The following is a 24170-nucleotide window of genomic DNA, read 5'->3' as shown; positions in this document are numbered from 1 at the left end:
GTGAAGCGCTGATGAGCACCACCCGGCCCTACTCGCCGGGCGACCGCGGGCCGGAGCCCAGCGGCGCTTCCGGGGCGTCCGAGGGTGGCGTACAGGCGGGCGGTGCGTCCGGCGAGGGCGTGGCCGCGCCGTCCGGAGCCGCGGCACCGCCGGGAGGCCGGCAGGTGCGGCGGCTGAGCTTCGACGGGGCCAGCGGGATCGTCCCGCTCGCCCGCGACTTCGCCCGCCAGGCGCTGTACGCATGGGGCTGGCTCCCGGCCGCCTCGGCGGACCAGCGGGCCGCCGCCGAGGATGTCCTGCTCGTCGTCTCCGAGCTGGTCACCAATGCCTGTCTGCACGCCGAGGGGCCGGATCAGCTGTGGATCACCTGCGACAACAAGGTGATCCGCATCGAGGTCGCCGACCGGGGCACGGGTCAGCCGTCGCCCCGTACCCCGCACCGGGCCGGCCGCCCCGGGGGTCACGGCATGTTCATCGTCCAGCGGCTGTGCCTGGACTGGGGCGTCGTCCGCACGCCGGGAGTCGCCGGCAAGACGGTGTGGGCCGAACTGGGAGCTCCTGCCTGATCCGGAGCCGCCCTGGTGGTTGGCTGATCCGTTGCGCCGCGAGCAGGCCGGGTGGCGGCTTCGGCTGGTTCTCGGGTGGCCGGCCGCTTTACCGGCCCGCTCACGACGTAGGTGATCGTCCGCTTTACGCGCTCCGCGCACTCCATGAGTGATCGACCGGGCGCGGCTTCGGCTGTCGGAGTGACCGGGCGGGTGCGGACTCCGGGTCCTCCTCGTGCGGCCGTTCGGGTGAAGGGCCGAGCGGGCAGTCAGCCGGTGGCCGCCCGGCTGTCCGGCTGCCCGGCCGCGTGGCTACCCGACCGCACAGCTGCCTCGCTGGACGGCTGCTCGCCCGGCCGCCCGCCCCACCCCCGCGGAACCTCCGCCGCACATCCCCCCGCCCGTCACTCGCCACACTCCGGATCGCCACAGATCCGGCGCGCACTGTGTCTTCCTTCCTCAACGCCCCGGGCGTACCTTGACGGCCCGATCTGATGCGCCGTCAGAAAACAGGAAGGGGAGCGGCTCCGTGTCGTACCGGAATCGAACCGCCGCGCTCGCGTCCGCCGCGGCCCTGGCCGGCTCGGCGGTGTTGATGGCCGCCCCCACGGCCCGGGCCGAGGTCGTCGACGTCAACTACCAGTGCAAGACGCCGATCGGCGACAAGAGCGCCGTCTCGCCCATCGACATCAAGGGTGTCGAGAGCGGCAGCGGCTACCGGATCACCATGTCCTGGCAGAAGGGCGTCTCCTCCAGCCCGGTCGAACTGGGCAAGGGCGCGATGACGCCGAGCGCCACCATCGCCCTGGGCGGCGCGGACAGCGGCACCCTGACGGTGACCGGCCCCGCCAATGACGCCGCGATCCCCGCCAACACACCGATCAAGATCAACGACCTGAGCGGCACGTACACGCCGAAGAAGAGCGGCGAGGTCACCTTCACGGCCGGCGTGCTCACCATCAAGGCGCTCGGCACGACGACCACGTGCACGCCGACGAACGACCCTGGCCCGTCCCTGACCCTCGACGCCACGGCCGCGAGCGACGGCGGCGCCACCGGCTCCACCCAGGGCGGCGGCCCCGGCCCGGGATCCGGCTCCGGCGACGAGCTCCCGCAGACCGGCCCGGAGGACTCGGTCGTCGCCCTCGGCACCCTCGGCGGAACCGTCCTGCTCGCCGGCGCGGCGGGCGCCCTGTGGCTGACACGACGTCACCGGACAGCGCGAGCAGGCCACTGAGCGCACCCCCGCACGACCGCTGGAGCCGCCGATGCCGCCGATGCCGTACGCCGCCCGTGTCCCGTACCTGTCACTGCGTCTCCTGCTGCCCCTGCTGCTGGCGCTCCCGCTGGGCCTGGCGGGCGCCCGGCCCGCCGCGGCGGCGGACCGGCCGGTCGTCGAGCTGTCCAGGGCCCAGGCCGGGGCGGGCGGCTCGGTCACCGTCACCGGCAGCGGCTGGCGTCCGCGTGCCCTGCTGACGCTGCTGGTCTGCGGGCAGGCCGAGCCGTCCCGGGGCGTGACCGGCGGCACCAACTCCTGCGCCAACGCCGACGGCCGGGCTGTCACCACCGACGCCGAAGGGCGCTTCCGCCGTGAACTGCCCGTCGTGGAGCCGCCCGTGCCGTGCCCCTGCGTGGTGCACGTGACGACGGTGACGGGGGCGGGGGCCGAGGCCGACGCGGTCCTCAAGGTCGCCGGGCACGCGGTCGAGCCGCTGCCCGCCGACCGGGCCGGCGGGCGGCTGTCCCTGCTCGCGGACACCCGGCTGCGGGGCTCCGGCGGGCTGCTGACCTGGTTCGGCTCCCCGCCCGCCCGGACACTCGTGGTCACCGTCGGGAACGTCGGGACGTCCCCCGTGAAGGACCCCGTCTTCCAGGTCGGCACCTCCCACGGCGTGTTCGCCCCGCAATGGCAGGACCAGCGCTGGCGCGGCACGATCCGGCCCGGCGGCAAGGCCCGCATCGAACTTCCCGTGCAGCTCGCGGCCGGGGCGCACGGCGACTACACCGTGTCCCTGAAGTACGGCGGCAAGGTCCTCGCCGAGCACCCCTGGGGCGTGGGCCGCCCCTGGGGCGTGACCCTGTTCTGGGTCCTCGTCTGCCTGGTCGTCCCGGCGGCGCTGTTCCGCGCCGCCCTGGCCGTCGTGGACCACGCCCGCCCCCGCCGCCCCGTCCACGCGGCCCGCCCGCCCCGCCGCCGCCCGCGCCTGCCCGCCGCACGCCGGCCCCCGGCCCTGCCGTGGGTCTCCCCGGACGCCGAGCCGCCGGGCTCGACGAGGACATGAGAAGGGCCGCCGCACCTCGAAGGTGCGGCGGCCCGTTCGTCAGGGTCCGGCGGGACGGCTCAGTGGACGTCGCCCATCAGCGCCTTGACCTTCCTGCGGTACATGTACACCGCGCCACCCGCCAGGGCGGCGAGGACCGCCTCCGCCGCGACCGCGCCCGTGCCGCTCAGGTCGACGCCCCCGACGGCCGGGTTGGAGAGCAGGCCCGTCACCGAGTCGCCCGCCGTGACCGCGAGGAACCAGACGCCCATCATCTGGCTGGCGTACTTGGCCGGGGCCATCTTCGTCGTCACCGACAGGCCGACCGGCGAGAGGCACAGCTCACCGACGGTCTGGATCAGGTAGATGCCCACCAGCCACATCGGGCTGACCAGCGTGTCGCCGCCGGTCATGCCCAGGGGTAGCAGGAAGAAGAAGAACGAGACACCCACGAAGAACAGCGCCGCGGCGAACTTGGCGACCGTGCTCGGCTCCTTGCCCTTGCGGTTCAGCCACAGCCAGAACCAGGCGAAGACCGGGGCCAGGGCCATGATGAACACCGGGTTCAGCGACTGGTACCAGGACGACGGGAAGTCGAAGCCGAGCAGCGAGCCGGAGGCCTTCGTCTCACCGAACGCCTGCACCGTGGAACCGCCCTGGTCGTAGATCATCCAGAAGGCGGCGGCCGCGACGAAGAACCAGATGTAGCCGGTCATCTTCGACTGCTCGACCGCGCTGAGCTCCTTGTCCCGCTTGATGCGGATCAGCACACCGGCCGGAATGACCAGGCCGATCACCGTGAGCGGGATCATGGCCCAGTTGAGGGTGAAGTGGCCGGTGAGGCCGACGACGCCGTAGAAGACCGCCGCGACGGCCAGCCAGAGCAGGCCCTTGCGCAGCCAGGAGGCACGCTCCTCGGCCGCCAGCGGCTTGGGCACGACGTCGCTCTGCGGGCTGAGGTTCCGGGTGCCGACGAGGAAGGCCACGAGGCCGATGCCCATGCCGACCGCGGCCAGACCGAAGCCGAGGTGCCAGCTCACCTGCTGGCCGACCGTGCCGATGATCAGCGGCGCGAAGAAGGCACCCATGTTGATGCCCATGTAGAAGATCGTGAAGCCGCCGTCACGGCGCGGGTCCTCCGGGCCGTCGTAGAGGTGGCCGACCATGGTGGAGATGTTGGCCTTGAGCAGGCCCGAGCCCAGTGCCACCAGGGCCAGACCGGCGAAGAAGGGCGCCTGGCCGCCGGGCAGGGCCAGCACCAGGTGACCGGCCATGATCGTGAGGGCCGCGATCGCCACGGTCTTGCGCGGGCCCCAGACCCGGTCGCCGAGCCAACCGCCCGGCATGGCGAGCAGGTACACCATCGACAGGTACACCGAGTAGATCGCCGTGGTGGTGGCGAGGTCCACCCCGAGCCCGCCGCCCATGCTGCCCTTCTTGGCGTCGGGCCCGCCGGAGAGCAGGTACACGACGAGCAGGGCCCGCATGCCGTAGAAGCTGAACCGCTCCCACATCTCGGTCATGAACAGAGTGGCCAGTCCGCGGGGGTGGCCGAAGAAGGTCTTCTCGGAGCCGGGGATGCCCGGGCGGGCCGAGTCCTTCGTCAGGCTGGACGCCATGGTCGTTCCTTGCTGGTCGGGACGCGCTCCGCAGCAGCGGTGGGTGCGCCCGGGGGGAGCTGCCGGCACCGGTTCGTACGGCCGCCCGCCCGACGCCTACGGGGATCCGCTCCGGGTCACGGAGCGGTGGGCGGTCGCCACCGGGATCCACGCCTCTACGCGCGTATCCGCACGACGAGGCCCGGCCACAGGTCGTTTCAGGTCCGGGGGGCCGGCGAACCGGCCCGCGCACAGACCCGCACACAAAAGAGACCTCCAGGGGCAAACAGCCTCCGAAGGTCGCCGTGGTGCTACAGGCGTTGATTCACCATACGGCAGGACACCGCCGCATATGGAAGGACTTGAGACACGGATCACAGGTATCAGGGGAACCGCAAGCACTATTTCCAAGGTCCTTACCAGGATCGCACCCCACAGGCAGAGGTCAGTGCGTCTGCCCGCAGTTCGTAAGAAACGGGTGTGCGGCGGGTAAGAATCAAGGCTTCCGGTCACACCCCAGCTCAGGGGCTTGCAGGTCTACCATCACCTCATGACCCGTGTACTGCTCGCCGAGGACGACGCGTCCATCTCGGAGCCTCTCGCCCGTGCTCTGCGCCGGGAGGGCTACGAGGTCGAGGTGCGTGAGGACGGACCCACCGCGCTCGACGCCGGAATGCAGGGTGGCGTCGACCTGGTCGTGCTCGACCTGGGTCTGCCCGGCATGGACGGTCTGGAGGTGGCCCGCCGCCTACGGGGCGAAGGCCACAGCATCCCGATCCTCATCCTGACCGCGCGCGCCGACGAGGTGGACACCGTCGTCGGGCTCGACGCGGGCGCCGACGACTACGTCACCAAGCCGTTCCGGCTCGCCGAGCTGCTCGCCCGCGTCCGCGCCCTGCTGCGCCGCGGCGCCGCCGAGCCGCAGCAGCCGCCCGCCACCCACGGTGTGCGGATCGACGTCGAGTCGCACCGCGCCTGGATGGGCGAGGAGGAGCTCCAGCTCACCGCCAAGGAGTTCGACCTGCTGCGGGTGCTGGTGCGCGACGCGGGCCGGGTCGTCACCCGCGACCAGCTGATGCGCGAGGTCTGGGACACCACCTGGTGGTCGTCGACCAAGACCCTCGACATGCACATCTCCTGGCTGCGCAAGAAGCTCGGCGACGACGCGGCCAACCCGCGGTACATCGCCACGGTGCGCGGTGTGGGCTTCCGTTTCGAGAAGAGCTGAGCCGCGGGGCAGGGCACGGGTAGGCACGGGTAACAGGACATGCGCCGCCGACTGATCCAGTCCACGCTCGCCGTGGTGCTCGTCGTGATCGCCGTCTTCGGCGTCTCCCTCGTCATCGTCGAGACCAGGACGATCAGCAACAGCGCCCAGGAGCGGGTGGAGTCCGAGGCGGTCCGGCTGGCCAGCATTGTCGACAGCCGGCTCTTCGGGGCGCAACAGGTCGACGCGGAGGTACTGCGCGACCAGATCACGCAGAACCGCTACTACGCGGTGATCCGGATCCCCGGGGAAGCGCCCATCGAGGTCGGCACCAAGCCGACCGGTGACGTCATCAGCGCCAGCGCGCCCGGCGAGGAGGGTGAGACGGTCACCGTCCAGGAGCCGCGTTCCTCGGTGACCCGCGAGGTCGGCCGCACGCTGCTGATCATCGCGTTGGTCGCGCTGCTCGCCGTGGTGGCCGCGGTGCTGCTGGCCGTCCGCCAGGCGAACCGGCTGGCGTCGCCGCTGACCGACCTCGCGGAGACGGCCGAGCGGCTCGGCTCGGGCGATCCGCGCCCGCGCCACAAGCGGTACGGCGTGCCCGAGCTGGACCGGGTCGCGGACGTGCTGGACGGCTCGGCCGAGCGCATCGCGCGCATGCTCACCGCCGAGCGGCGGCTGGCCGCGGACGCCTCCCACCAGCTGCGGACGCCGCTCACCGCGCTGTCCATGCGGCTGGAGGAGATCACCCTCACCGACGATCCGGACACGGTGAAGGAAGAGGCGACGATCGCGCTGACCCAGGTGGAGCGGCTCACGGACGTCGTCGAGCGGCTGCTCACGAACTCCCGCGACCCGCGCACCGGCTCCGCCGTCACCTTCGACCTGGACGAGGTCATCCAGCAGCAGCTCGCCGAGTGGCGCCCCGCCTACCGCAGCGCGGGCCGGGCGATCGTCAGCTCCGGCAAGCGGCACCTGGAGGCCGTCGGCACACCGGGAGCGGTCGCGCAGGTGCTGGCCGCGCTGATCGAGAACTCCCTGATGCACGGCGGTGGCACGGTGGCGCTGCGCACCCGCGTCACCGGCAACCAGGCCGTCATCGAGGTCACGGACGAGGGCCCCGGGGTCCCCGCCGATCTCGGTGCCCGGATCTTCGAGCGGGCCATCAGCGGCCGCAACTCCACGGGCATCGGCCTGGCCGTGGCCCGCGACCTGGCGGAAGCGGACGGCGGCCGTCTGGAGATGCTCCAGACCAAGCCCCCGGTGTTCGCCCTGTTCCTGTCCCGCACGCCCGTCGGGAAGTCCCACGGCGGCGAGGACGAGCCGATGATCCGCTGACGCGTCTCACGACCCCCTACGGCACCCGCTGCCCGGCCCGCGTCCGCCTGGCCCGCTCGCCCTTCAGGATCGATTCAGCGTCCGCCACCGGCTCACGGGCCGGGAGGGCGAGGAACACCCAGCTGCGGTACGACCAGAAGCGGAACAGCGTGGCGACGCCGATGCCGAGGAACTTGAAGATGTTGTTCTGCAGCGGGGTGTCCCAGCCGAAGCCGTACGTGGCCGCGTACAGGATGCCGTTCTCGATGACCAGCCCGATCGCGCTGAACAGCAGGAACAGGCTCATTTCCCGCGTCCGGCGGCTCTTGTCGCGGTCGCGGTAGGTGAAGTAGCGGAAGCCGATGTAGTTGAAGACGATCGCCACGACGGTCGCGATGACGCTCGCGCGCACCACCTGGAGGTCGGTGACGTGCCGCACCAGGTTGAACACGAGGAGGTTGACGAGCACCCCGGCACCGCCCACCGCGCCGAACTTGGCGACTTCGTGGACGAGCCGTCGGAGCCGCGAGGCACCATGTCCCATGGTCGTGCAGGCCCCCGTCCGTGGTCGGCGTCAACCCAGCCATGCTAACCACCCTTCAGCGCGATCTTCCTGCGGGCGGCGGTGGGCGGCCGGAGATGGTCCGGACGGGGCCGGGGTGGGACAGGAAACCGGCCACCTTGGCGCGGCAGATACCCTGGGGGCGTGACTTTCCCGGTAGTCGGCATGGTCGGCGGGGGCCAGCTCGCTCGTATGACACACGAGGCAGGCATCCCGCTGGGCATCAGGTTCAAGCTCCTCAGTGACACCCCGCAGGACTCAGCGGCGCAGGTCGTGAGCGATGTCGTCGTCGGCGACTATCGCGACCTGGAGACGCTGCGTGCCTTCGCACGCGGGTGCGATGTGATCACCTTCGATCACGAACACGTACCCACCGAGCACCTCAGGGCCCTGGAGGCGGACGGCATCCCCGTGCGCCCCGGCCCCGACGCGCTCGTGCACGCTCAGGACAAGGGCGTGATGCGCGCGAAGCTCGACGCGATCGGCGTGCCCTGCCCCAGACACAGAATCGTTTCCGATCCGCAGGACGTGGCGGCCTTCGCCGCCGAGGGTGACGGTTTCCCCGTCGTCCTCAAGACCGTCCGCGGCGGCTACGACGGCAAGGGCGTGTGGGTCGTCGACTCCGTCGAGGAGGCCGCCGACCCGTTCAAGGCCGGTGTGCCCGTGCTCGCCGAGGAGAAGGTGGACTTCGTCCGCGAGCTCGCCGCCAACGTCGTGCGCTCCCCGCACGGCCAGGCCGTCGCCTACCCGGTCGTGGAGTCCCGCCAGGTCAACGGCGTCTGCGACACGGTGATCGCGCCCGCCCCCGGCCTCGACGAGGGCCTCGCCCTGCGGGCCGAGGAGATGGCGCTGAACATCGCCAAGGAACTCGGCGTCGTCGGGCACCTCGCCGTCGAGCTGTTCCAGACCCGCGACGGCCGCATCCTCGTCAACGAGCTGGCGATGCGCCCGCACAACTCCGGCCACTGGTCGATGGACGGCGCGGTCACCAGCCAGTTCGCCAACCACGTCCGGGCGGTCCTGGACCTGCCCCTCGGCGACCCGCGCCCGCGCGCCAGGTGGACCGTCATGGTCAACGTCCTCGGCGGCGACTACCCGGAGATGTACCCCGCGTACCTGCACTGCATGGCCCGCGACCCCCAGCTCAAGATCCACATGTACGGCAAGGACGTGAAGCCCGGCCGCAAGGTCGGTCACGTCAACACCTACGGCGACGACCTGGACGACGTGCTGGAGCGCGCCCGTCACGCAGCCGGTTACCTGAGAGGCACGATCACCGAATGAGCCCTGTTGTCGGCATCGTCATGGGGTCGGACAGCGACTGGCCCGTCATGGAGGCAGCCGCCAAGGCCCTCGACGAGTTCGAGATCGCCTACGAGGTGGACGTCGTCTCCGCGCACCGCATGCCGCGCGAGATGGTCGCCTACGGCGAGCAGGCCGACGAGCGCGGGCTCAAGGTGATCATCGCCGGGGCCGGCGGCGCCGCCCACCTGCCCGGCATGCTCGCCTCCGTCACCCCGCTGCCGGTCATCGGCGTGCCCGTGCCGCTCAAGTACCTCGATGGCATGGACAGCCTGCTGTCGATCGTGCAGATGCCGGCCGGCGTCCCGGTCGCCACGGTCTCCGTCGCCGGTGCCCGCAACGCCGGTCTGCTCGCGGCCCGCATCCTCGCCGCGCACGACGACGAGCTCCGCGCCCGCATGCGCGACTTCCAGCAGGAGCTCAACGACCAGGCCACCGAGAAGGGCAAGCGCCTGCGCTCCAAGGTCGAGGGCTCGGGCGGCTTCGGCTTCGGCACGGGGAAGTGACGACGATGACCTCCGCGGAGGCGGTCCGGGAACTCCTGAGCGAGTTCCCGGTCGTCGACGGGCACAACGACCTGCCCTGGGCGCTGCGCGAGCAGGTCCGCTACGACCTCGACGCCCGCGATGTCGCCGCCGACCAGAGCGCCCACCTGCACACCGACATCCCGCGGCTGCGCGCGGGCGGGGTCGGTGCGCAGTACTGGTCGGTGTACGTCCGCACGGACCTGCCCGACCCGGTCGCGGCCACGCTCGAACAGATCGACTGCGTACGGCAGTTGATCGACCGCCACCCGCAGGACCTGCGACCCGCGCTGACGGCCGCCGACATGGAGGCCGCGCGCCGGGAGGGCCGGATCGCCTCCCTCATGGGCGCGGAGGGCGGGCACTCCATCGCCAACTCCCTGGGCACCCTGCGCGGTCTGTACGGGCTGGGCGTGCGCTATCTGACCCTCACCCACAACGACAACGTCGACTGGGCGGACTCCGCGACCGACGAGCCCAGGTCCGGCGGCCTCACCGCGTTCGGCCGGGAGGTCGTGCGGGAGATGAACCGGCTCGGCATGCTGGTCGACCTCTCCCATGTGGCGGCGACGACCATGCGCGACGCGCTCGACACGAGCTCCGCCCCGGTGATCTTCTCCCACTCCTCGGCGCGGGCCGTGTGCGACCACCCGCGCAACATCCCGGACGACGTCCTGGAGCGGCTGCCCGCCAACGGCGGCGTCGCGATGGTGACGTTCGTGCCGAAGTTCGTGCTCCAGTCCGCCGTCGAGTGGACGGCCGCGGCCGACGAGAACATGCGCGCCCACGGCTTCCACCACCTCGACACCACCGCGCAGGCCATGAAGGTCCACCGGGCCTTCGAGGAGCGGCACCCGCGCCCGGTCGCCACGGTGTCCACGGTCGCCGACCACCTGGACCACATGCGCGAGGCGGCCGGCATCGACCACCTCGGCATCGGCGGCGACTACGACGGCACGGCCTTCACCCCCGACGGCCTGGACGACGTCGCCGGCTACCCGAACCTGATCGCGGAACTGCTGGACCGCGGCTGGTCCAAGGCCGACCTGGCCAAGCTGACCTGGAAGAACGCGGTCCGGGTGCTGGACGCGGCGGAGGACGTGGCCCGGGGGCTTCAGACGACGCGGGCGCCGTCCAACAAGACGATCGAGTCGCTCGACTCGCTCGACGGCTGAGCGTCGAGGGCGGGGTAGTCGGTGTAGCCGGTCGCCCCGCCCACGTACATGAAGTACCGGTCGCGCATCTCGTTCAGGGGCGCCCCGAGCCGCAGCCGCGTCACCAGGTCCGGGTTGGCGAGGAAGGGCCGGCCGAGCGCGATCAGGTCCGCACCGGCGACCAGCAGGTCCTCGGACGCCCGGAGCACGGCCTGCGTGGAGATCTCCTTCAGCACCGGGTTGGCGACGATCACCCCGGGCCAGCCGGCGCGCACCGTGCGGAACACCGGTGTGTCCGGGTCGGCGTACACCAGGTGCAGATACGCGAGATTCAGCCCGCCCAGCCGTTCGACGAGTGCCGGGTAGATCTCCTCCGTCTCGCCCTCCTCGATGCCGTTGACGGTGTTGCCGGGGGAGACCCTGAGGCCCACACGCTCCGCGCCGATCTCGGCGGCCACGGCCTCGGTCACCTCGGCGGTGAACCGGATCCGGGCGGCGACCGGCCCGCCGTAGCCGTCGGTGCGCAGGTTGGTGTTGCGGGCGAGGAACTGGTGGAGCAGATGGCCGTTGGCGGAGTGCACCTCCACCCCCTCGAACCCGGCGTCGATCGCGTTCCGGGCGGCGCGTGCGAAGTCGGCGACGGTGGTGCGGATGTCCTCGGCGGTCATCTCCCGCGGTACCGGGGCCGGCTGGTGCCCCTCCGGCGTGAAGATCGTCTCGGGGAGCGGGACGGGCGAGGGCGCGACCGGCGTCAGCCCGCTGGTTGCCGGGTGGCCGACCCGGCCGCCGTGCTGGAGCTGGAGGAACATCCGGCCGCCCGAGTCCCTCACGGCGTCCGTGACCTGCCGCCAGCCGGCCACGTGCGCCGGGCTGTGGACGGCCGTGATGTTCGGGTACGTCTGCCCGACCGCGTTCGGCGTCGCGGCCTCGGCGATGATCAGTCCGGCGGAGGCGCGCTGGGCGTAGTACGTGGCCATGAGCGGGGTCGGGGTGCCGTCGGCCTCGGCCCGGTTGCGGGTCAGGGGTGCCATCACCAGACGGTTGGGCAGGTCCAGCCCGCGGAGACGAGCCGGTTCGAAGAGTGCTGTCGTGTGCTGCGTCATGCCCGTACGCTAGAACCTGACACCATGTCAGATTCAAGTCCGGGAGTGGGACGTGCGGATCGGTGAACTGGCCCGGCGCACCAATGTCAGCGAGCGGTCGCTGCGCTACTACGAGAAGCAGGGGATGCTCACCGCCGAGCGGACGCCCGGCGGACACCGGGAGTATCCGGAGGCGGCCGTGGACCGGGTCATCCGGATCCAGGAGCTGTTCGCGGCGGGACTGTGCAGCGAGAAGATCGTCCAGCTGCTGCCGTGCATGCGGGACACGGACGGCGGGCCCTCGGTCCGCGCCACCCCCGACCTGGTCGCCGAACTCACCACCGAGCGCGCCCGCATCGACCGGATGATCGCCGACCTGGTCCGCTCACGGGACACCCTCGACGAGGTGATCGAGGCTGCCCGGCTGCCCTGAGGGGGTCGCCGCGCGAGCCGGGGACCGTACTCCGAACGCCCCGCCCACCAGGAACCCTTCAGCGCTCCGTGCGACGGTGACCGTACCTCACGAACGACCGTACGGAGCCGCCATGGCAGACCTCCAGGACGACCTGCGCCCCACCGCCGTGGCCGGTCAGTTCGACGACCTGTCCGAGCCGTACCCCGACGAGGCCGTCGTGGCGGCGGCCCCGGCGGAGCCCTATGAGCCCGTCTCCGACCCGGACGACGCGCCGATGACCCGGGCCCACGCCATCCTCGCCGCCCACCCCGTCGCCGACGGCTACAACGGACTGCCCTGGGCACTCAAGAGCCTGCCCTACTACGACCTGGAGGAGGGCGAGAACACCGTCGGCACGGACGTGCCCCGCCTGCGCCGCGGGCATGTGGGTGCGCTGTTCTGGTCGCTGCACCTGCCCGAGGGCCTGGACGGCGACCGGGCCGTCGGCGCCGCCCTGGAGCAGCTGGACCTGGCCAAGACCATCGCCCGGAGCTGCGAGGAGGGACTGCGGCCGGCCTGTTCGGCGGGGCAGGTCGCGGACGCCCGCAACTGCGGCCGCGTCGCCGTGCTCCTCGGTCCCGCCGGGGCCCCGGCCATGGGTGACTCGCTGGGCATCCTGCGCCAGCTGAACGTCCTCGGCCTGCGCGTCCTGACGCTGACCGGGGTCTCCTGGGCGAGCGACGCGGGGCTGACGCGGTTCGGCGAGGAGGTGGTGCGGGAGATGAACCGGGCCGGTGTGATCGCGGACCTCTCCGGGGCCTCCGCGCCGACCGTCCGCCGGGTGCTGAGCCTGTCCCGGGCGCCCGTGCTGTTCAGCCGTTCCGCCGCCCGGGCCCTTCGCCCCCACCCGGTCAACCTCCCCGACGACCTGCTGGCGGAGCTGGGCGCGGCCAAGGGCCTGTGCCTGGTGCCGCTGACCGCCGAGCAGACCGGCCCGACCGTCCGCGACGTCGCCGACCATCTCGACCACATCCGGGTCGTGGCCGGGGCGCAGTGCGTCGGGCTGTCCGGCACGTACGACTCGGGCTCGGCCCACCCGCAGGAGCTCGGCGACACCTCCTGCTATCCGCGGCTGATCGCCGAGTTGCTGCGACGCGGCTGGGACGAGGCCGACGTGGCCCTGCTGACCTGGGGCAACGTCCAGCGGGTCCTGCGCGGCGCCGACTTCACGGCCCGCGCCGCCCAGCAGCGGCGCGCGCCGTCGACGGCGACCATCTCCGAGCTGGACGGGTGACCGGCCGGCGACTCAGGCCCCGTGCTCGATCCGGCACAGGCAGAACGGATGCCCCGCCGGGTCGGCGTACACCCGGAAGTCCTTCTTCTCGTAGTCCTCCCGGTCCAGCACCCGCGCCCCCAGCGCCAGCACCCGCTCCTCGGCCGCGTCGATCTCCTCCCAGGTCGACCCGGCGTCGAAGTCCAGGTGGAACTGCTGGGCGTTGCGGTCGGACCGGGGCCACTCCGGCGGGGTGTACCCGGGCGAGCGCTGGAAGGCGAGCCGCGGTCCGTCGGGGATCCGCAGCACCACCCAGTCGGGGTCGTCGTCCTCGGGCGTGCCGCCCCCCACCTGCGCGTAGAAACGGGCCAGTTCCCGGGGGTCGGGGCAGTCGACGACGACGGAACGGAAACGTGCCACAGCAGGCATGGGGCCTCCCGGTGTCAGCAGGCGCAGAGGCAGAACGGGTGCCCGGCCGGATCGGCGTAAACACGGAATGTCCGCGTCCGGTCCTCGGCGTCCAGCGGCTTCGCGCCGAGCGCCAGCACACCCTTCTCGGCGGCGTCCAGGTCCTCCACGGCCAGGTCGAGATGGAACTGCTGTGAGCCGTCGGGCGACGGCCACCTCGGCGGTACGTACCCCGGGGACTGCTGGAAGGCCAGCGCCGCTCCGCCCGGCACCTTCAGGTCGACCCACTCGCCCGAGTCGTCGGACTCCACCGTGGGAGTGCCGCCGAGCACCTCGGCGTAGAAACCGGCCAGTGCGCGCGGGTCGGGACAGTCCAGGACGACGACATCCAGCTTGGCGAGAGCCATGACTTCCTCCTTGAAGCGGCTGTTACCTTGCGGGTCACCTTCGCGGTTACCGCCATAGGTCGGGTAACCGGTAACCGTTACTGCATGCTCCCGCATTGGCGGTAACCTCGCAAGGGAAAACGCGAGAGGTACGGTCCAGCCATGACGGAGAGAGCGCCCGCGCCCGGCGGCCTGGCCCTGGTCGAGGCCCTGGTGAACACGCTGGACGTCGAGTCGGGTGCCGACTCGCTGGACACGGCGGAGGGCCGGGCGCGCTTCGGGATCACGCAGGACGAGGTCGAGGACTCCAAGGCACTGCGTGAGTCCCTGCGCGTGGTCCTGCTCGCCCACGCGGGCCACCCGCCGCACCGCGAGGTGACCCCGCTGGGCGACCTGCTGGCCGGGGCGCCGCTGCTGGTGACGGTCGACCGCCGGGACGGCTCGGCGGCCCTCGCCCCGGCCGACGGGGGCCCGCTGCTCTCCCGTGTCGCAGCCGCCGTCGCCGAGGCGCTGGTCGCCGGCACCTGGAGCAGGCTCAAGGCCTGCGAGGCCACCGACTGCCTCTGGGCGTACTACGACCGCAGCCCGGCCGGCCGGGGCCGCTGGTGCTCGATGCAGGTCTGCGGGGCCCGGGCGAAGATGCGCCGCTACCGGGCGAAGGGCTGACCTACGCCTCCTCCCGTGGTGCCCTGGAAACCTGCGGCGCCGACGCCCGGGAGCCGACCAGGAGCAGGCACAGCACCGCGACACCGGCGACGATGCCGGTCAGCACGAGCAGCGGGTCGAGGGGGCGGGCGGCAGAGGCGGTCGTCTGGGTCTGCGGCTGCTGCGCGGCCTGTGCGGACGGGGACGACGGGGACGCCGGCGGTGACTGGCCCGCGGCGGCCGGAGAGGTGGTGGACGCGGTGGAGGACGGCGACGAGGACGGCATGCGCATCGTCGGCGTCCCGCCGCCCGGCGTGGGGCGGCTCGGCGCGGTCGCCCGGTGTCCCGAGGAGGAGCTGGTGTGCTCGTGCGCCGTCGGTGCCGCCGTCGTCGCCGGTGCCGCCGCTCGGACCGTGATCCCGGCCGTCATGTTCGGGTGGACGGTGCAGACGTAGCCGTACGACCCGGCCGTGGTGAACGTGAAGCTCCAGCTCTGTCCCTTGTCGAGCATCGGGGAATGGATCGAGACCGGGCCTGAGGTGGTCTTCACGTCGTGCGGTGCCGTGTCCTGGTTGGTCCAGGTCACCGTGGACCCGGCCGGGATGCTCAGACGCGCGGGCGAGAAGGCGTACCCCTTCATGGTCACGCTGTACGAGGCCGCCGACGCCTGCCCGGCGGGCAGCAGCGGCAGGGCGAGCAGCGTCAGGACGGCGGACACGGCGGCACCCCGGGCCGTCCGCCGGGCCGTCCTCATGCGAACTCCGCCGCGACCAGCAGCCGCAGCCGGGTGGCCGGCCGGCGCCACGGCAGCCGGAACCCCGTGGCGCGGCGCAGCAGCCGGTACGGCAGCCTGGCGTGGCCGACGACCAGCAGCCGGTCGTCGGCCCGCTCGACCACCCGCAGCCGCATCAGGACGGGGAAGGCGGTGCCGTCCAGGTCGAGGTCGCCGGTGAGCTGAAGACGGCCGTGGACCTCGTCGACCTGCTCCGAGGTGAGCACGGCGCAGAACCGGTGGTCGTCGAACTCGTAGCGGAACGAAGGGTTTTCGGCGTCCTCGGGCACGGTGAGGGACGCCTCGCCGAGCGTGACGCGACGGCGCAGCACCGGCAGCGGTCCGCACCAGGCGGTGAGTTCGGTGAGCGAGCGGTCGGGGGCCACGGTGTACCGGCCGGGCAGCGGCAGCCGGCGGCCGGCGCCGCCGCGCGACGGTGACGGGGGAGGGACGGTGGGCAGGGTGACGGTCGTCATCCCGGTCTCCTTGGAAGGCGGTTCCCGAAGCATGGTGAGGGGGTGGAGAATGGAGCGGGCGCCGCTCCGGCCGGCTGAGCCCCGGCCGGAGCGGCGCCCACCCTGCTGTCGCGGACCGCGTCAGCAGTTGGCGGTGAGGAAGTCCGTCGTGGGCTTGAGCATCTGCCCGGCCCAGACGGTGTGCATCTTCACGTAGCTGTCGGGGTTCAGCAGATCGGTGACCTGCTGCCCGGGCGACTCCTCCAGGTGCGCCTTGTTGATGTGGTTCAGCAGCACGCCGAGCGTGTCGTCGAGCACCGAACCGCCGTCCGCGACAGCGGGCTTGAGGATGCTCTCGACCCACACCGTGTGCGTCTTGAGGTACGAGTCGAGCGCCAGCGCGTCCTGCACCTGCTGCCCCGGTGACCGCTCCAGGTGCGCCATGTAGAGGTGCTGGAGGATCGGAAGCAGCTCGTTCTGCACGCTGGCGCACTGCTCGTCGCTGCCGCCTGAGCCACCTCCGCTCCCGCCGCCGGTGCCGCCCGTGGGGGCCGGGCCGGTGGTGGGTGCGGTGGTCGGTGCCTGCGTCGGGGCGGGGCCGGCCGTGGGTGTGCCCGTGGGGGCAGGCGTCGGGGCGGGCGTCGACCCGCCACCGCCGCCACCGCCGGCTGCGACGACCTTCACCGAGCTGGTCATGTCCGGGTGCACCGCGCAGTAGTACTCGTACGTCCCCGCCTTGGTGAAGGTGTACGACCAGGAGTCGCCCTGCTCCAGCGTCCCCGAGTCGAACTTCACCGGGGCCTTGGTTGTGGTGACCGTGTGCGGCACGCTGTCGTGGTTGGTCCACTGGACGGTCTGGCCGACCTCGACGACGAGCTGCTTCCCGTCACCGAACTTGTTGCCCATGATGTCGACCTGGTGGTCGGCCTTGGCGGCGGCGGGCCGTGCCTCGGCGGCGGCCACGGGCGCCTGAGCCGCGCCCGTGACCTGCTCCGAGTCGGCCGAGGAACCGGAGACCGCGCTCAACAGCCCGAGGCTGAGCACGGCGGCGAGCGCCGCACCGAGCCCGGCGACCAGCAGACCCCGGTTCCCGGCGGGCGGCCTGCGCCGCCCCTGACCGGTCTCGTCGCTCTCGTTCTTTCGTTTCACTTCTGCTCCTTGTGCTTGAGGGGGAGGGGAGTTCAGCGGCCGGGGTCGGCCGTGACCAGCAGACTCGTCACGGCGAGCACGACGAGGACGAGCCCCGTCTCGGCCGCGACCGAGTAACCGAAGGGCCGCACGGTGGCGGCGTCGCCGCGCAGCAGCACGGCGAGATCGAGGCGGGTGCGCACCCACTGGCGGCTCGCGAATGCGGCGAGCAGGACGGCCGCGAGCACGCCCGTCTTCAGCAGGAGCAGCTGCCCGTACGAGGTGTGCAGCAGGGCGTCGTACGACCCCACCACCTGCCAGGCGAGGATCAGCCCGGCGCCGACGATCCCGGTGACACTCACCGCCGCGAGCCGCGAGTAACCCGGCACCACCACCGCCAGCTCCCGGGCTTGCCGACGCGGCAGCACGGCCAGCGCGAGCACGGCCAGCCCGCCGATCCACAGCGAGGCGCCGAGCAGATGGACGAAGTCGGCGACGGCACCCCACGTGGGCTCGGCGCCCTCGGAGCTGTGGCCTGTCATGCCGGTCGTCCGCAGCAGCCCGAACGTCACCGCGAGGGCGCCCACTCGCCAGCCCGGGGAGCGGGAGGTGCCGGCCCCGCCCTGGAGCAGGGCGCCGAGCACGACGGCCGCCAGCACCCACACCAGCGCGCGGGCGGCGAGCACGACCCCGGGCTCGGTGGCCAGCAGATCCGCGTACGTCGCCGGGCGCAGCGCGTCCCGCAGTCCGCCGAGCGTGCCGTAGGCGCCCTGGAGGCCGATGCTCGCGACGGTGGCCAGTAGCCCGACCGTCCACGCGAGCACGAGCAGCGCCCGGGACCGGGGCTCGTCCGCGCCGCGCGGCCACAGCAGCACGACGAAGGCGAGACCGCCGACGAACAGGGCCAGCGCGAGATAGCCGGCCCAGCGGGCGGCGACGAGGGCCTTGCGCAGCGAGGGTGCGGGAGCGGGGGAGGCGGCCTCGTCGCCGCCCGCCTCGGCGGCCGGTGCGCCGACGGTGAAGGCGATCCGGCCGGAAGACGGGTGCCCGTCCTTCGCGTCGACGACGGACCAGACGACGGCGAGCTTCCCGTGCTCCGGGGCGGCGAGCGCGACCCGCACGGCGTCGGCGCCGCCGCCCGGCGTACGGGACACCGGCAGCCGGTCGCCGCCCACCGTCAGCACCCGGACGTCGTCGAGGTCGACGGCCTCGTCGAAGGTGAGGGTGAGGTGGCTGGGGGCCTTCTTCAGGTCCGCCCCGTCCTTCGGAGAGGAGGAGACCAGCTCGGTGTGCGCGTAGGCGGCCTGGGGCGCTCCGGCCAGGATGCACAGGAGCGGGGTGAGCAGGAGCAGCAGCAGGGCGCGGCGGACGGTGTGGGTCACGGGGTCGCCTCCGGCCCGGGGGACGCGATGCCGCCGAGCAGGCTGCCGACCGGGGCCAGGCCGACGCAGGGGGAGGGCTGCGGCGCGGGCGTCTCGCCTCCGCCGTCGAGCAGCCCGAACACCGGCTCGGTGAGTCCGCCGAGGAGCGGTTGTACGAGGGTGACCTCGCCGTCCTCGCAGGTGTCGCCGTCGGCCGGGGCGGACCCCGACGGGGTGGGCGTGGGCGTGGGGGAGGGGGAGCCGGTGCCGGGGCTGGTGTCGGAGGGCGGGGAGGGCGTGTGGCCGGTGTGGCGGGACCCGCCCGCACCGCCGGTGCCGTACCCGGGGCCCGCACCGATTCCGCCGTATCCGGGCAACGAGCCGTCGCCGACGGGCATCTGGCCCGCGCCGGTGCCCGGATCCGATACGCCGGGGCCGCCCGGCGCGGCCGGTGTGGGGTCCGCCGGCGCGGTGGCCGCGGGCGGTGCTGCGGGGGGAGCGGCGGTCTGCGTGCTGCCGGAGGCGGAGGGGACACCGATGCCGGACGCGTATCCCAGCACGATGACCACGGCGCCGACGAGCGCGCCGGCCACCAACTCGTCGCGGTGATCCCGCGGCCACTCCGCCCGGGAGAACAAGGGCATGGGGCACTCCTGGCATGGTCAGGTCAAGCCAACGAAAGGTGTGGCGAATGACGACCAGTGGAGTGGAAGGGGGATTCCGCGCAACTACGCGTCGGTTAATCGATTGTTTCCTGACCCTCTCTCCCGGCGGAACGGCCCGTGAGAACGGTCGATTCCGCTTGCTGCTCGAATAAAATTCGAACTCATATTGATGATTTCGAGAGCGACGGGGTATGTCGAGGTAGGAGGGGGCTGTCGGCCCTTGGGGGACCTGCCCCGAGCGCGGCCTCGGCGCCCGGGTGCGACAGCGGAATGCGCACAGAAAATCCCTGCGGATCGGCTCGGTCCTTCACCGATTCCGCGAAAATTCCCGAATCTTCCGCAAAGCCGTCAGGAATTCATGGGGCACGGACCGAATTCGGGCGGCCGACCCCACTCAGGGTCATTGGCTCAGGCGGTCGGCCGCCCCATCGCCCGGTACGTCCACCCGGCCTTGCGCCAGCGCTCCGGGTCGAGGGCGTTGCGGCCGTCGAGGATGACCCGGGCCGCCGCCACCTCGCCGAGCGCCTCCTCGTCCAGCTCGCGGAACTCCCGCCACTCCGTCAGGTGCAGCACGATGTCGGCACCGCGCACCGCCTCCAGCGCCGAGTCGGCGTAACCGAGGGTCGGGAAGACGCGGCGGGCGTTGTCCATGCCCTTGGGGTCGTAGACCGTGACCTGGCCGCCCTGGAGGTGGATCTGCCCGGCGACGTTCAGCGCGGGGGAGTCCCGGACATCGTCCGAGTCGGGCTTGAAGGTCGCGCCCAGCACCGCGACGCGCTTGCCCAGGAACGGCCCGCCGCCCAGCGCCTGCCGGGTCAGCTCGACCATCTGCCCGCGCTGGCGCATGTTGATGGAGTCGATCTCCCGCAGGAAGGTCAGCGCCTGGTCCGCGCCCAGCTCACCGGCGCGCGCCATGAAGGCCCGGATGTCCTTCGGCAGACAGCCGCCGCCGAAGCCGATCCCGGCCCGCAGGAACTTCTTGCCGATCCGGTCGTCGTAGCCGATGGCCTCCGCCAGCTTGGCCACGTCGCCGCCCGCGGCCTCGCACACCTCCGCCATCGCGTTGATGAAGGAGATCTTGGTGGCGAGGAAGGAGTTCGCGGAGGTCTTCACCAGCTCGGCGGTGGGGAAGTCCGTCACCACGAACGGCGAGCCCTCCGCGATCGGCGTGGCGTACACCTCCCGCAGCAGCTTCTCGGCCCGCTCGCTGCGCACGCCCACCACGATCCGGTCGGGATGCAGCGTGTCCTTGACGGCGAAGCCCTCGCGCAGGAACTCCGGATTCCACGCCAGCTCGGCGCCCTCACCGGCCGGCGCGTGCGCGGACAGGTAGCCCGCCAGCCGGTCGGCGGTGCCCACGGGCACGGTCGACTTGCCGACGACCAGGGCGGGACCGTGCAGATGCGGGGCGAGCGAGGCGAACGCGGAGTCGACGTAACTCATGTCGGAGGCGTACTCGCCGTGCCGCTGCGGGGTGTTCACACAGACGAAGTGCACATCGCCGAACGCGCCGATCTCGGCCCAGTCCTGCGTGAAACGCAACCGCCCGCTGGCGCCCTCGATCCCCGCGACATGCCGCCGCAGCAGCTCGTCGAGCCCCGGCTCGTACATCGGGGCCTCGCCGCGTTCCAGCTTCTCGATCTTCTCGGGCACGACGTCGAGGGCGAGCACCTCGAAGCCGAGCTCGGCCATGGCCGCCGCGTGTGTCGCGCCGAGATAACCGGTGCCGATCACGGTGATCTTCAGGGCCATGGATGCTCCAGGGGTCTACGGCAGGTGCGCGCCCGAGCATATCCGGGGCATGGGAGCGCGCTTCACCGGGCAACTTTCCCGCTGTCGTCTAGGTCACGTATCCCTCCCGTGGGCGACCCCATAAACTTTTGATTACTTAACGGTAGTTAGCGCCACCATCGCAGCGTTTTGGAGCGTGAGAGACCTTGGCCGGATCGGCTGACTTCGACCTGTACCGCCCGTCCGAGGAGCACGACATGCTCCGCGACGCCGTCCGCTCACTGGCCGAGGCGAAGATCGCGCCGTACGCCGCCGCGGTGGACGAGGAGGCCCGCTTCCCGCGCGAGGCGCTCGAGGCACTGGTCGCGAACGACCTGCACGCCGTGCACGTACCCGAGGAGTACGGCGGCTCGGGCGCCGACGCCCTGGCGACCGTCATAGTGATCGAGGAGGTCGCGCGTGTCTGCGGCTCGTCCTCCCTCATCCCCGCGGTGAACAAGCTGGGCTCGCTCCCGGTGATCCTCTCCGGCTCCGAGGAGCTGAAGAAGAAGTACATGACCCCGCTCGCCAAGGGCGACGGGATGTTCTCGTACTGCCTGTCCGAGCCGGACGCCGGCTCGGATGCCGCCGGTATGAAGACTAAGGCCGTCCGCGACGGCGACCACTGGGTGCTCAACGGCGTGAAGCGCTGGATCACCAACGCGGGCGAGTCCGAGTACTACACCGTGATGGCGGTGACGGACCCGTCGAAGCGCTCCAAGGGCATCTCGGCCTTTGTCGTCGAGAAGTCGGACGAGGGCGTCTCCTTCGGCGCCCCGGAGAAGAAGCTCGGCATCAAGGGCTCCCCGACCCGTGAGGTCTACCTCGACAACGTCCGTATCCCCGCCGACCGCATGATCGGCGAGGAGGGCACCGGCTTCGCCACGGCGATGAAGACCCTCGACCACACCCGCATCACCATCGCCGCCCAGGCCCTCGGCATCGCCCAGGGAGCCCTCGACTACGCCAAGGGCTACGTCAAGGAGCGCAAGCAGTTCGGCAAGCCGATCGCCGACTTCCAGGGCATCCAGTTCATGCTCGCCGACATGGCCATGAAGATCTCGGCCGCCCGCGCCCTGACCTACCAGGCCGCCGCCGCCTCCGAGCGCGGGGACGCCGATCTCACCTACCTGGGCGCCGCCGCCAAGTGCTTCGCCTCGGACGTGGCGATGGAGGTCACCACGGACGCCGTCCAGCTCCTCGGCGGCTACGGCTACACGCGCGACTACCCGGTGGAGCGCATGATGCGCGACGCCAAGATCACGCAGATCTACGAGGGCACGAACCAGGTCCAGCGCATCGTGATGGCGCGCAACCTGCCGTAACGAACCCTGGGACGAGCGAGCGGGCCTCCCGCCTCCCGGCCGGAGGCCCGCTCAGTCCTCGAACCCCTCCGCCGTCCGCTTCTCGCGCAGTTCCATGATCGCCCGGCGGCGGGCCAGGCGGTGGGTGCGGCGGATCTGGGCCTCCTGGTAGCGGCGCTTGTCGCGCTCGGTCTCCGGGAGGACCGGGGGGACCCGACGGGGCTTGCCGTCGGCGTCGACGGCCGCGAAGACGAGGTAGGCGGAGCCGACCTGCGTGGGCGGGGCCGACTCGTTCCAGCGCTCGGCCAGGACGCGGACTCCGACCTCCATGGACGTGCGGCCGGTCCAGTTGACCTGCGCCTTGACGTGCACCAGGTCACCGACGCGGACCGGCTCCAGAAACGCCATCTCGTCCATGGACGCCGTCACCGCCGGCCCGCCGGAGTGCCGCCCGGCCACGGCACCCGCCGCGTCGTCCACCAGCTTCATGATCACCCCGCCGTGCACCGTCCCCAGAAGGTTCGTGTCGTTGTGGGTCATGATGTGGCTGAGGGTGGTGCGGGAGGCCGAAGTCGGCTTGCCCGGGATATCCGCAGTGCCGGAATCCGCAGCTGAGGCCTGGTCTGTCATGGCCCCTACCTTATGCCGAGGCGGTATGAGGGGGTTTTGTGTCAGCTTCGCCACAGCCGTGCTCTGATTTTCCGACGACTCTTGTATGGCGTACTACCGGGACCTGCACACTGGGGCGCATGAATGATTGGCCCGAGGGATTCTCCGGTGACAACCGCGGCAACCGCTACGGACGCGGCAGCTCGAGCGCACAGCCCGAGAGCGCCCGTGTCATGCGGCAGGTCCGCCGCGGTCCGGCGGCATCGCCCGGGCAGGCCGGCTACGGCGGCGCCCCGCCGTACCGCGGCGGCGTGCCGCAGCAGCCGTCGTACGTCGACGGCGGCGGCTACGGCCCCGGCGACGGCTACGACAGCGGCTACAACACCGGCCAGGTCTACGGCTCACCCGGCGGCAGAGGCCCCGGCGGTCCGGGCGACGGCATGTACGAGCCGCGCCCCGCGCCGAACTGGCGCCGCCGTATCAAGGTGACGACCATCACGCTCGTGACGGTGCTGGTCGTGACGAGCGTCGGCACCTACTTCTGGGCCGACTCCAAGCTCAACCGCGACGTCGACCTGTCGAAGGTCATCGACCGGCCGGAGGCGGGCGAGGGCACGAACTACCTGATCGTCGGCTCCGACAGCCGCGCGGGCATGTCGGCCGAGGAGAAGAAGAAGCTGCACACCGGGTCCGCCGAGGGCAAGCGCACCGACTCGATGATGATCCTGCACACCGGCGGCAACGGCCCGACGCTGATCTCGCTGCCGCGTGACTCGAACGTCACGATCCCGTCGTACAAGGGCTCCGACTCCGGCAAGCTCTACCCGGCCACCGGCCGCCAGACGAAGCTGAACGCGGCGTACGCGGAGGACGGACCGGAGCTGCTCGTCCGTACCGTCGAGGCCAACACGGGCCTGCACATCGACCACTACGTGGAGATCGGCTTCGGCGGCTTCGCGAACATCGTGGACGCGGTCGGCGGCGTCGAGATGGACATCCCGCAGGACATCAAGGACACCAAGTCGGGCGCGGACCTCAAGAAGGGCAAGCAGACCCTCAACGGCGAGCAGGCCCTCGCCTTCGTCCGCACCCGCTACGCGCTCGCCGGCTCCGACCTGGACCGTACGAAGAACCAGCAGAAGTTCCTGTCGGCCCTGGCCAACCAGGTCGCCACCCCGAGCACGATCCTCAACCCGTTCAGGCTGTACCCGACCATGGGCGCGGGCCTGGACTCCCTCGTGGTCGACAAGGACATGGGTCTGTTCGACCTGGCATCCATGTTCTGGGCGATGAAGGGCGTCAGCGGCGGCGAGGGCAAGTCGATGAACATGCCGATCGCGGGCAACTCCGCGAACGGCAACCTCCAGTGGGACACCGCGAAGGTGAAGACGCTCGTCAACCAGCTGAAGAACGACGAGACGGTCACCGTCTCGGGCAACTGAGCACCG

At 71.7% G+C, this 24170-nt stretch carries 25 protein-coding genes; 13 read left to right on the top strand and 12 right to left on the bottom strand.

Going from position 1 to position 24170, the window contains the following annotated elements; genetic code table 11:
* The first annotated feature begins 11 nt into the window (after positions 1–11).
* The 3 genes from AC07F0_RS00275 (at position 12) to AC07F0_RS00265 (ending at position 2827) form a co-directional block, all read left to right on the top strand.
* Positions 12–566: an ATP-binding protein gene (locus AC07F0_RS00275; protein WP_478972255.1), complete on the top strand. Its 555-nt coding sequence runs from the start codon at positions 12–14 to the stop codon at positions 564–566.
* Between the two features lie 508 nt (positions 567–1074).
* Positions 1075–1782 carry an LPXTG cell wall anchor domain-containing protein gene (locus tag AC07F0_RS00270; protein WP_478972252.1) on the top strand — a complete coding sequence of 236 codons (708 nt, stop codon included), beginning with the start codon at positions 1075–1077 and terminating at the stop codon, positions 1780–1782.
* Positions 1783–1822: 40 nt separating this feature from the next.
* A complete protein-coding gene (locus tag AC07F0_RS00265) occupies positions 1823–2827 on the top strand; it encodes a hypothetical protein (protein ID WP_478973537.1) in 1005 nt (334 codons plus the stop codon).
* A 59-nt stretch (positions 2828–2886) separates the two neighbouring features.
* Here the strand turns inward: AC07F0_RS00265 and AC07F0_RS00260 are convergent, their stop codons facing one another.
* Positions 2887–4425, bottom strand: a complete 1539-nt coding sequence (locus tag AC07F0_RS00260; protein ID WP_478972249.1) for a peptide MFS transporter — start codon at positions 4423–4425, stop codon at positions 2887–2889.
* A gap of 529 nt (positions 4426–4954) precedes the next feature.
* On the opposite strand from AC07F0_RS00260, the gene AC07F0_RS00255 reads away from it, so the two are divergent.
* Both AC07F0_RS00255 and AC07F0_RS00250 read left to right on the top strand, forming a co-directional pair.
* On the top strand, positions 4955–5632 hold the full coding sequence (locus tag AC07F0_RS00255) for a response regulator transcription factor (RefSeq protein WP_010034575.1): 678 nt from the start codon (positions 4955–4957) through the stop codon (positions 5630–5632).
* Between the two features lie 39 nt (positions 5633–5671).
* Entirely contained in the window at positions 5672–6949 is a 1278-nt protein-coding gene (locus AC07F0_RS00250; protein WP_436731089.1) for an ATP-binding protein, read from the top strand.
* Between the two features lie 16 nt (positions 6950–6965).
* Here the strand turns inward: AC07F0_RS00250 and AC07F0_RS00245 are convergent, their stop codons facing one another.
* The gene (locus AC07F0_RS00245) at positions 6966–7472 is read right to left on the bottom strand and encodes a GtrA family protein (protein ID WP_478972246.1); all 507 of its coding nucleotides are present in this window, start codon (positions 7470–7472) and stop codon (positions 6966–6968) included.
* A gap of 162 nt (positions 7473–7634) precedes the next feature.
* On the opposite strand from AC07F0_RS00245, the gene AC07F0_RS00240 reads away from it, so the two are divergent.
* Genes AC07F0_RS00240 through AC07F0_RS00230 form a run of 3 tightly spaced genes read left to right on the top strand, consistent with a single transcriptional unit; the run spans position 7635 to position 10491 of the window.
* Positions 7635–8774, top strand: coding sequence for a 5-(carboxyamino)imidazole ribonucleotide synthase (locus AC07F0_RS00240; protein WP_478972243.1), 1140 nt, complete (start codon positions 7635–7637; stop codon positions 8772–8774).
* A gap of 20 nt (positions 8775–8794) precedes the next feature.
* On the top strand, positions 8795–9298 hold the full coding sequence (purE, locus tag AC07F0_RS00235; protein WP_436731092.1) for a 5-(carboxyamino)imidazole ribonucleotide mutase: 504 nt from the start codon (positions 8795–8797) through the stop codon (positions 9296–9298).
* Positions 9299–9303: 5 nt separating this feature from the next.
* Positions 9304–10491 carry a dipeptidase gene (locus AC07F0_RS00230; protein ID WP_478972240.1) on the top strand — a complete coding sequence of 396 codons (1188 nt, stop codon included), beginning with the start codon at positions 9304–9306 and terminating at the stop codon, positions 10489–10491.
* On the opposite strand, the gene AC07F0_RS00225 is transcribed toward AC07F0_RS00230, so the two are convergent.
* The gene (locus tag AC07F0_RS00225) at positions 10431–11573 is read right to left on the bottom strand and encodes an alkene reductase (RefSeq protein WP_478972238.1); all 1143 of its coding nucleotides are present in this window, start codon (positions 11571–11573) and stop codon (positions 10431–10433) included. The genes AC07F0_RS00230 and AC07F0_RS00225 overlap by 61 nt on opposite strands.
* Before the next feature lie 52 nt (positions 11574–11625).
* Here AC07F0_RS00225 and AC07F0_RS00220 point away from each other — a divergent pair, with 52 nt between their 5' ends.
* Complete coding sequence (locus AC07F0_RS00220; protein WP_478972235.1) at positions 11626–11985, top strand: MerR family transcriptional regulator; 360 nt, start codon at positions 11626–11628, stop codon at positions 11983–11985.
* A gap of 112 nt (positions 11986–12097) precedes the next feature.
* Positions 12098–13240, top strand: a complete 1143-nt coding sequence (locus AC07F0_RS00215; RefSeq protein ID WP_478972232.1) for a dipeptidase — start codon at positions 12098–12100, stop codon at positions 13238–13240.
* A 12-nt stretch (positions 13241–13252) separates the two neighbouring features.
* Here the strand turns inward: AC07F0_RS00215 and AC07F0_RS00210 are convergent, their stop codons facing one another.
* Together AC07F0_RS00210 and AC07F0_RS00205 are read right to left on the bottom strand one after the other, a co-directional pair.
* Positions 13253–13648, bottom strand: a complete 396-nt coding sequence (locus tag AC07F0_RS00210; RefSeq protein WP_478972229.1) for a VOC family protein — start codon at positions 13646–13648, stop codon at positions 13253–13255.
* Positions 13649–13662: 14 nt separating this feature from the next.
* Positions 13663–14034 carry a VOC family protein gene (locus tag AC07F0_RS00205; RefSeq protein WP_436731083.1) on the bottom strand — a complete coding sequence of 124 codons (372 nt, stop codon included), beginning with the start codon at positions 14032–14034 and terminating at the stop codon, positions 13663–13665.
* A 141-nt stretch (positions 14035–14175) separates the two neighbouring features.
* Here AC07F0_RS00205 and AC07F0_RS00200 point away from each other — a divergent pair, with 141 nt between their 5' ends.
* The gene (locus tag AC07F0_RS00200; protein WP_478972226.1) at positions 14176–14679 is read left to right on the top strand and encodes a CGNR zinc finger domain-containing protein; all 504 of its coding nucleotides are present in this window, start codon (positions 14176–14178) and stop codon (positions 14677–14679) included.
* A gap of 1 nt (position 14680) precedes the next feature.
* Here AC07F0_RS00200 and AC07F0_RS00195 read toward each other — a convergent pair whose 3' ends face one another.
* The 6 genes from AC07F0_RS00195 to AC07F0_RS00170 form a co-directional block, all read right to left on the bottom strand.
* Entirely contained in the window at positions 14681–15412 is a 732-nt protein-coding gene (locus AC07F0_RS00195; protein ID WP_478972223.1) for a cupredoxin domain-containing protein, read from the bottom strand.
* A complete protein-coding gene (locus tag AC07F0_RS00190; protein ID WP_478972220.1) occupies positions 15409–15906 on the bottom strand; it encodes a hypothetical protein in 498 nt (165 codons plus the stop codon). Before AC07F0_RS00190 ends, AC07F0_RS00195 begins: the two co-directional genes overlap by 4 nt.
* A gap of 120 nt (positions 15907–16026) precedes the next feature.
* On the bottom strand, positions 16027–17034 hold the full coding sequence (locus AC07F0_RS00185) for a cupredoxin domain-containing protein (RefSeq protein WP_478972217.1): 1008 nt from the start codon (positions 17032–17034) through the stop codon (positions 16027–16029).
* A gap of 32 nt (positions 17035–17066) precedes the next feature.
* A complete protein-coding gene (locus AC07F0_RS00180) occupies positions 17067–18395 on the bottom strand; it encodes a copper resistance CopC/CopD family protein (RefSeq protein ID WP_478972214.1) in 1329 nt (442 codons plus the stop codon).
* Complete coding sequence (locus tag AC07F0_RS00175) at positions 18392–19018, bottom strand: hypothetical protein (RefSeq protein ID WP_478972211.1); 627 nt, start codon at positions 19016–19018, stop codon at positions 18392–18394. Before AC07F0_RS00175 ends, AC07F0_RS00180 begins: the two co-directional genes overlap by 4 nt.
* 429 nt (positions 19019–19447) lie before the next feature.
* Positions 19448–20791, bottom strand: a complete 1344-nt coding sequence (locus AC07F0_RS00170; RefSeq protein ID WP_478972208.1) for a UDP-glucose dehydrogenase family protein — start codon at positions 20789–20791, stop codon at positions 19448–19450.
* Positions 20792–20976: 185 nt separating this feature from the next.
* Between AC07F0_RS00170 and AC07F0_RS00165 the strand changes: the two genes are divergently transcribed.
* Complete coding sequence (locus AC07F0_RS00165; protein WP_478972205.1) at positions 20977–22134, top strand: acyl-CoA dehydrogenase; 1158 nt, start codon at positions 20977–20979, stop codon at positions 22132–22134.
* 51 nt (positions 22135–22185) lie between these two features.
* On the opposite strand, the gene AC07F0_RS00160 is transcribed toward AC07F0_RS00165, so the two are convergent.
* Entirely contained in the window at positions 22186–22743 is a 558-nt protein-coding gene (locus AC07F0_RS00160) for an acyl-CoA thioesterase (RefSeq protein ID WP_478972202.1), read from the bottom strand.
* A gap of 119 nt (positions 22744–22862) precedes the next feature.
* Here AC07F0_RS00160 and AC07F0_RS00155 point away from each other — a divergent pair, with 119 nt between their 5' ends.
* Positions 22863–24164 (top strand): LCP family protein, encoded by a 1302-nt coding sequence (locus AC07F0_RS00155; RefSeq protein ID WP_478972199.1) that lies wholly within the window; start codon positions 22863–22865, stop codon positions 24162–24164.
* Positions 24165–24170: the final 6 nt, after the last annotated feature.

It is taken from the genome of Streptomyces sp. NPDC045955, assembly GCF_056430805.1.
Note: the sequence above shows the minus strand (reverse complement) of the source record. Positions and strands in the feature narration are given on the sequence as shown.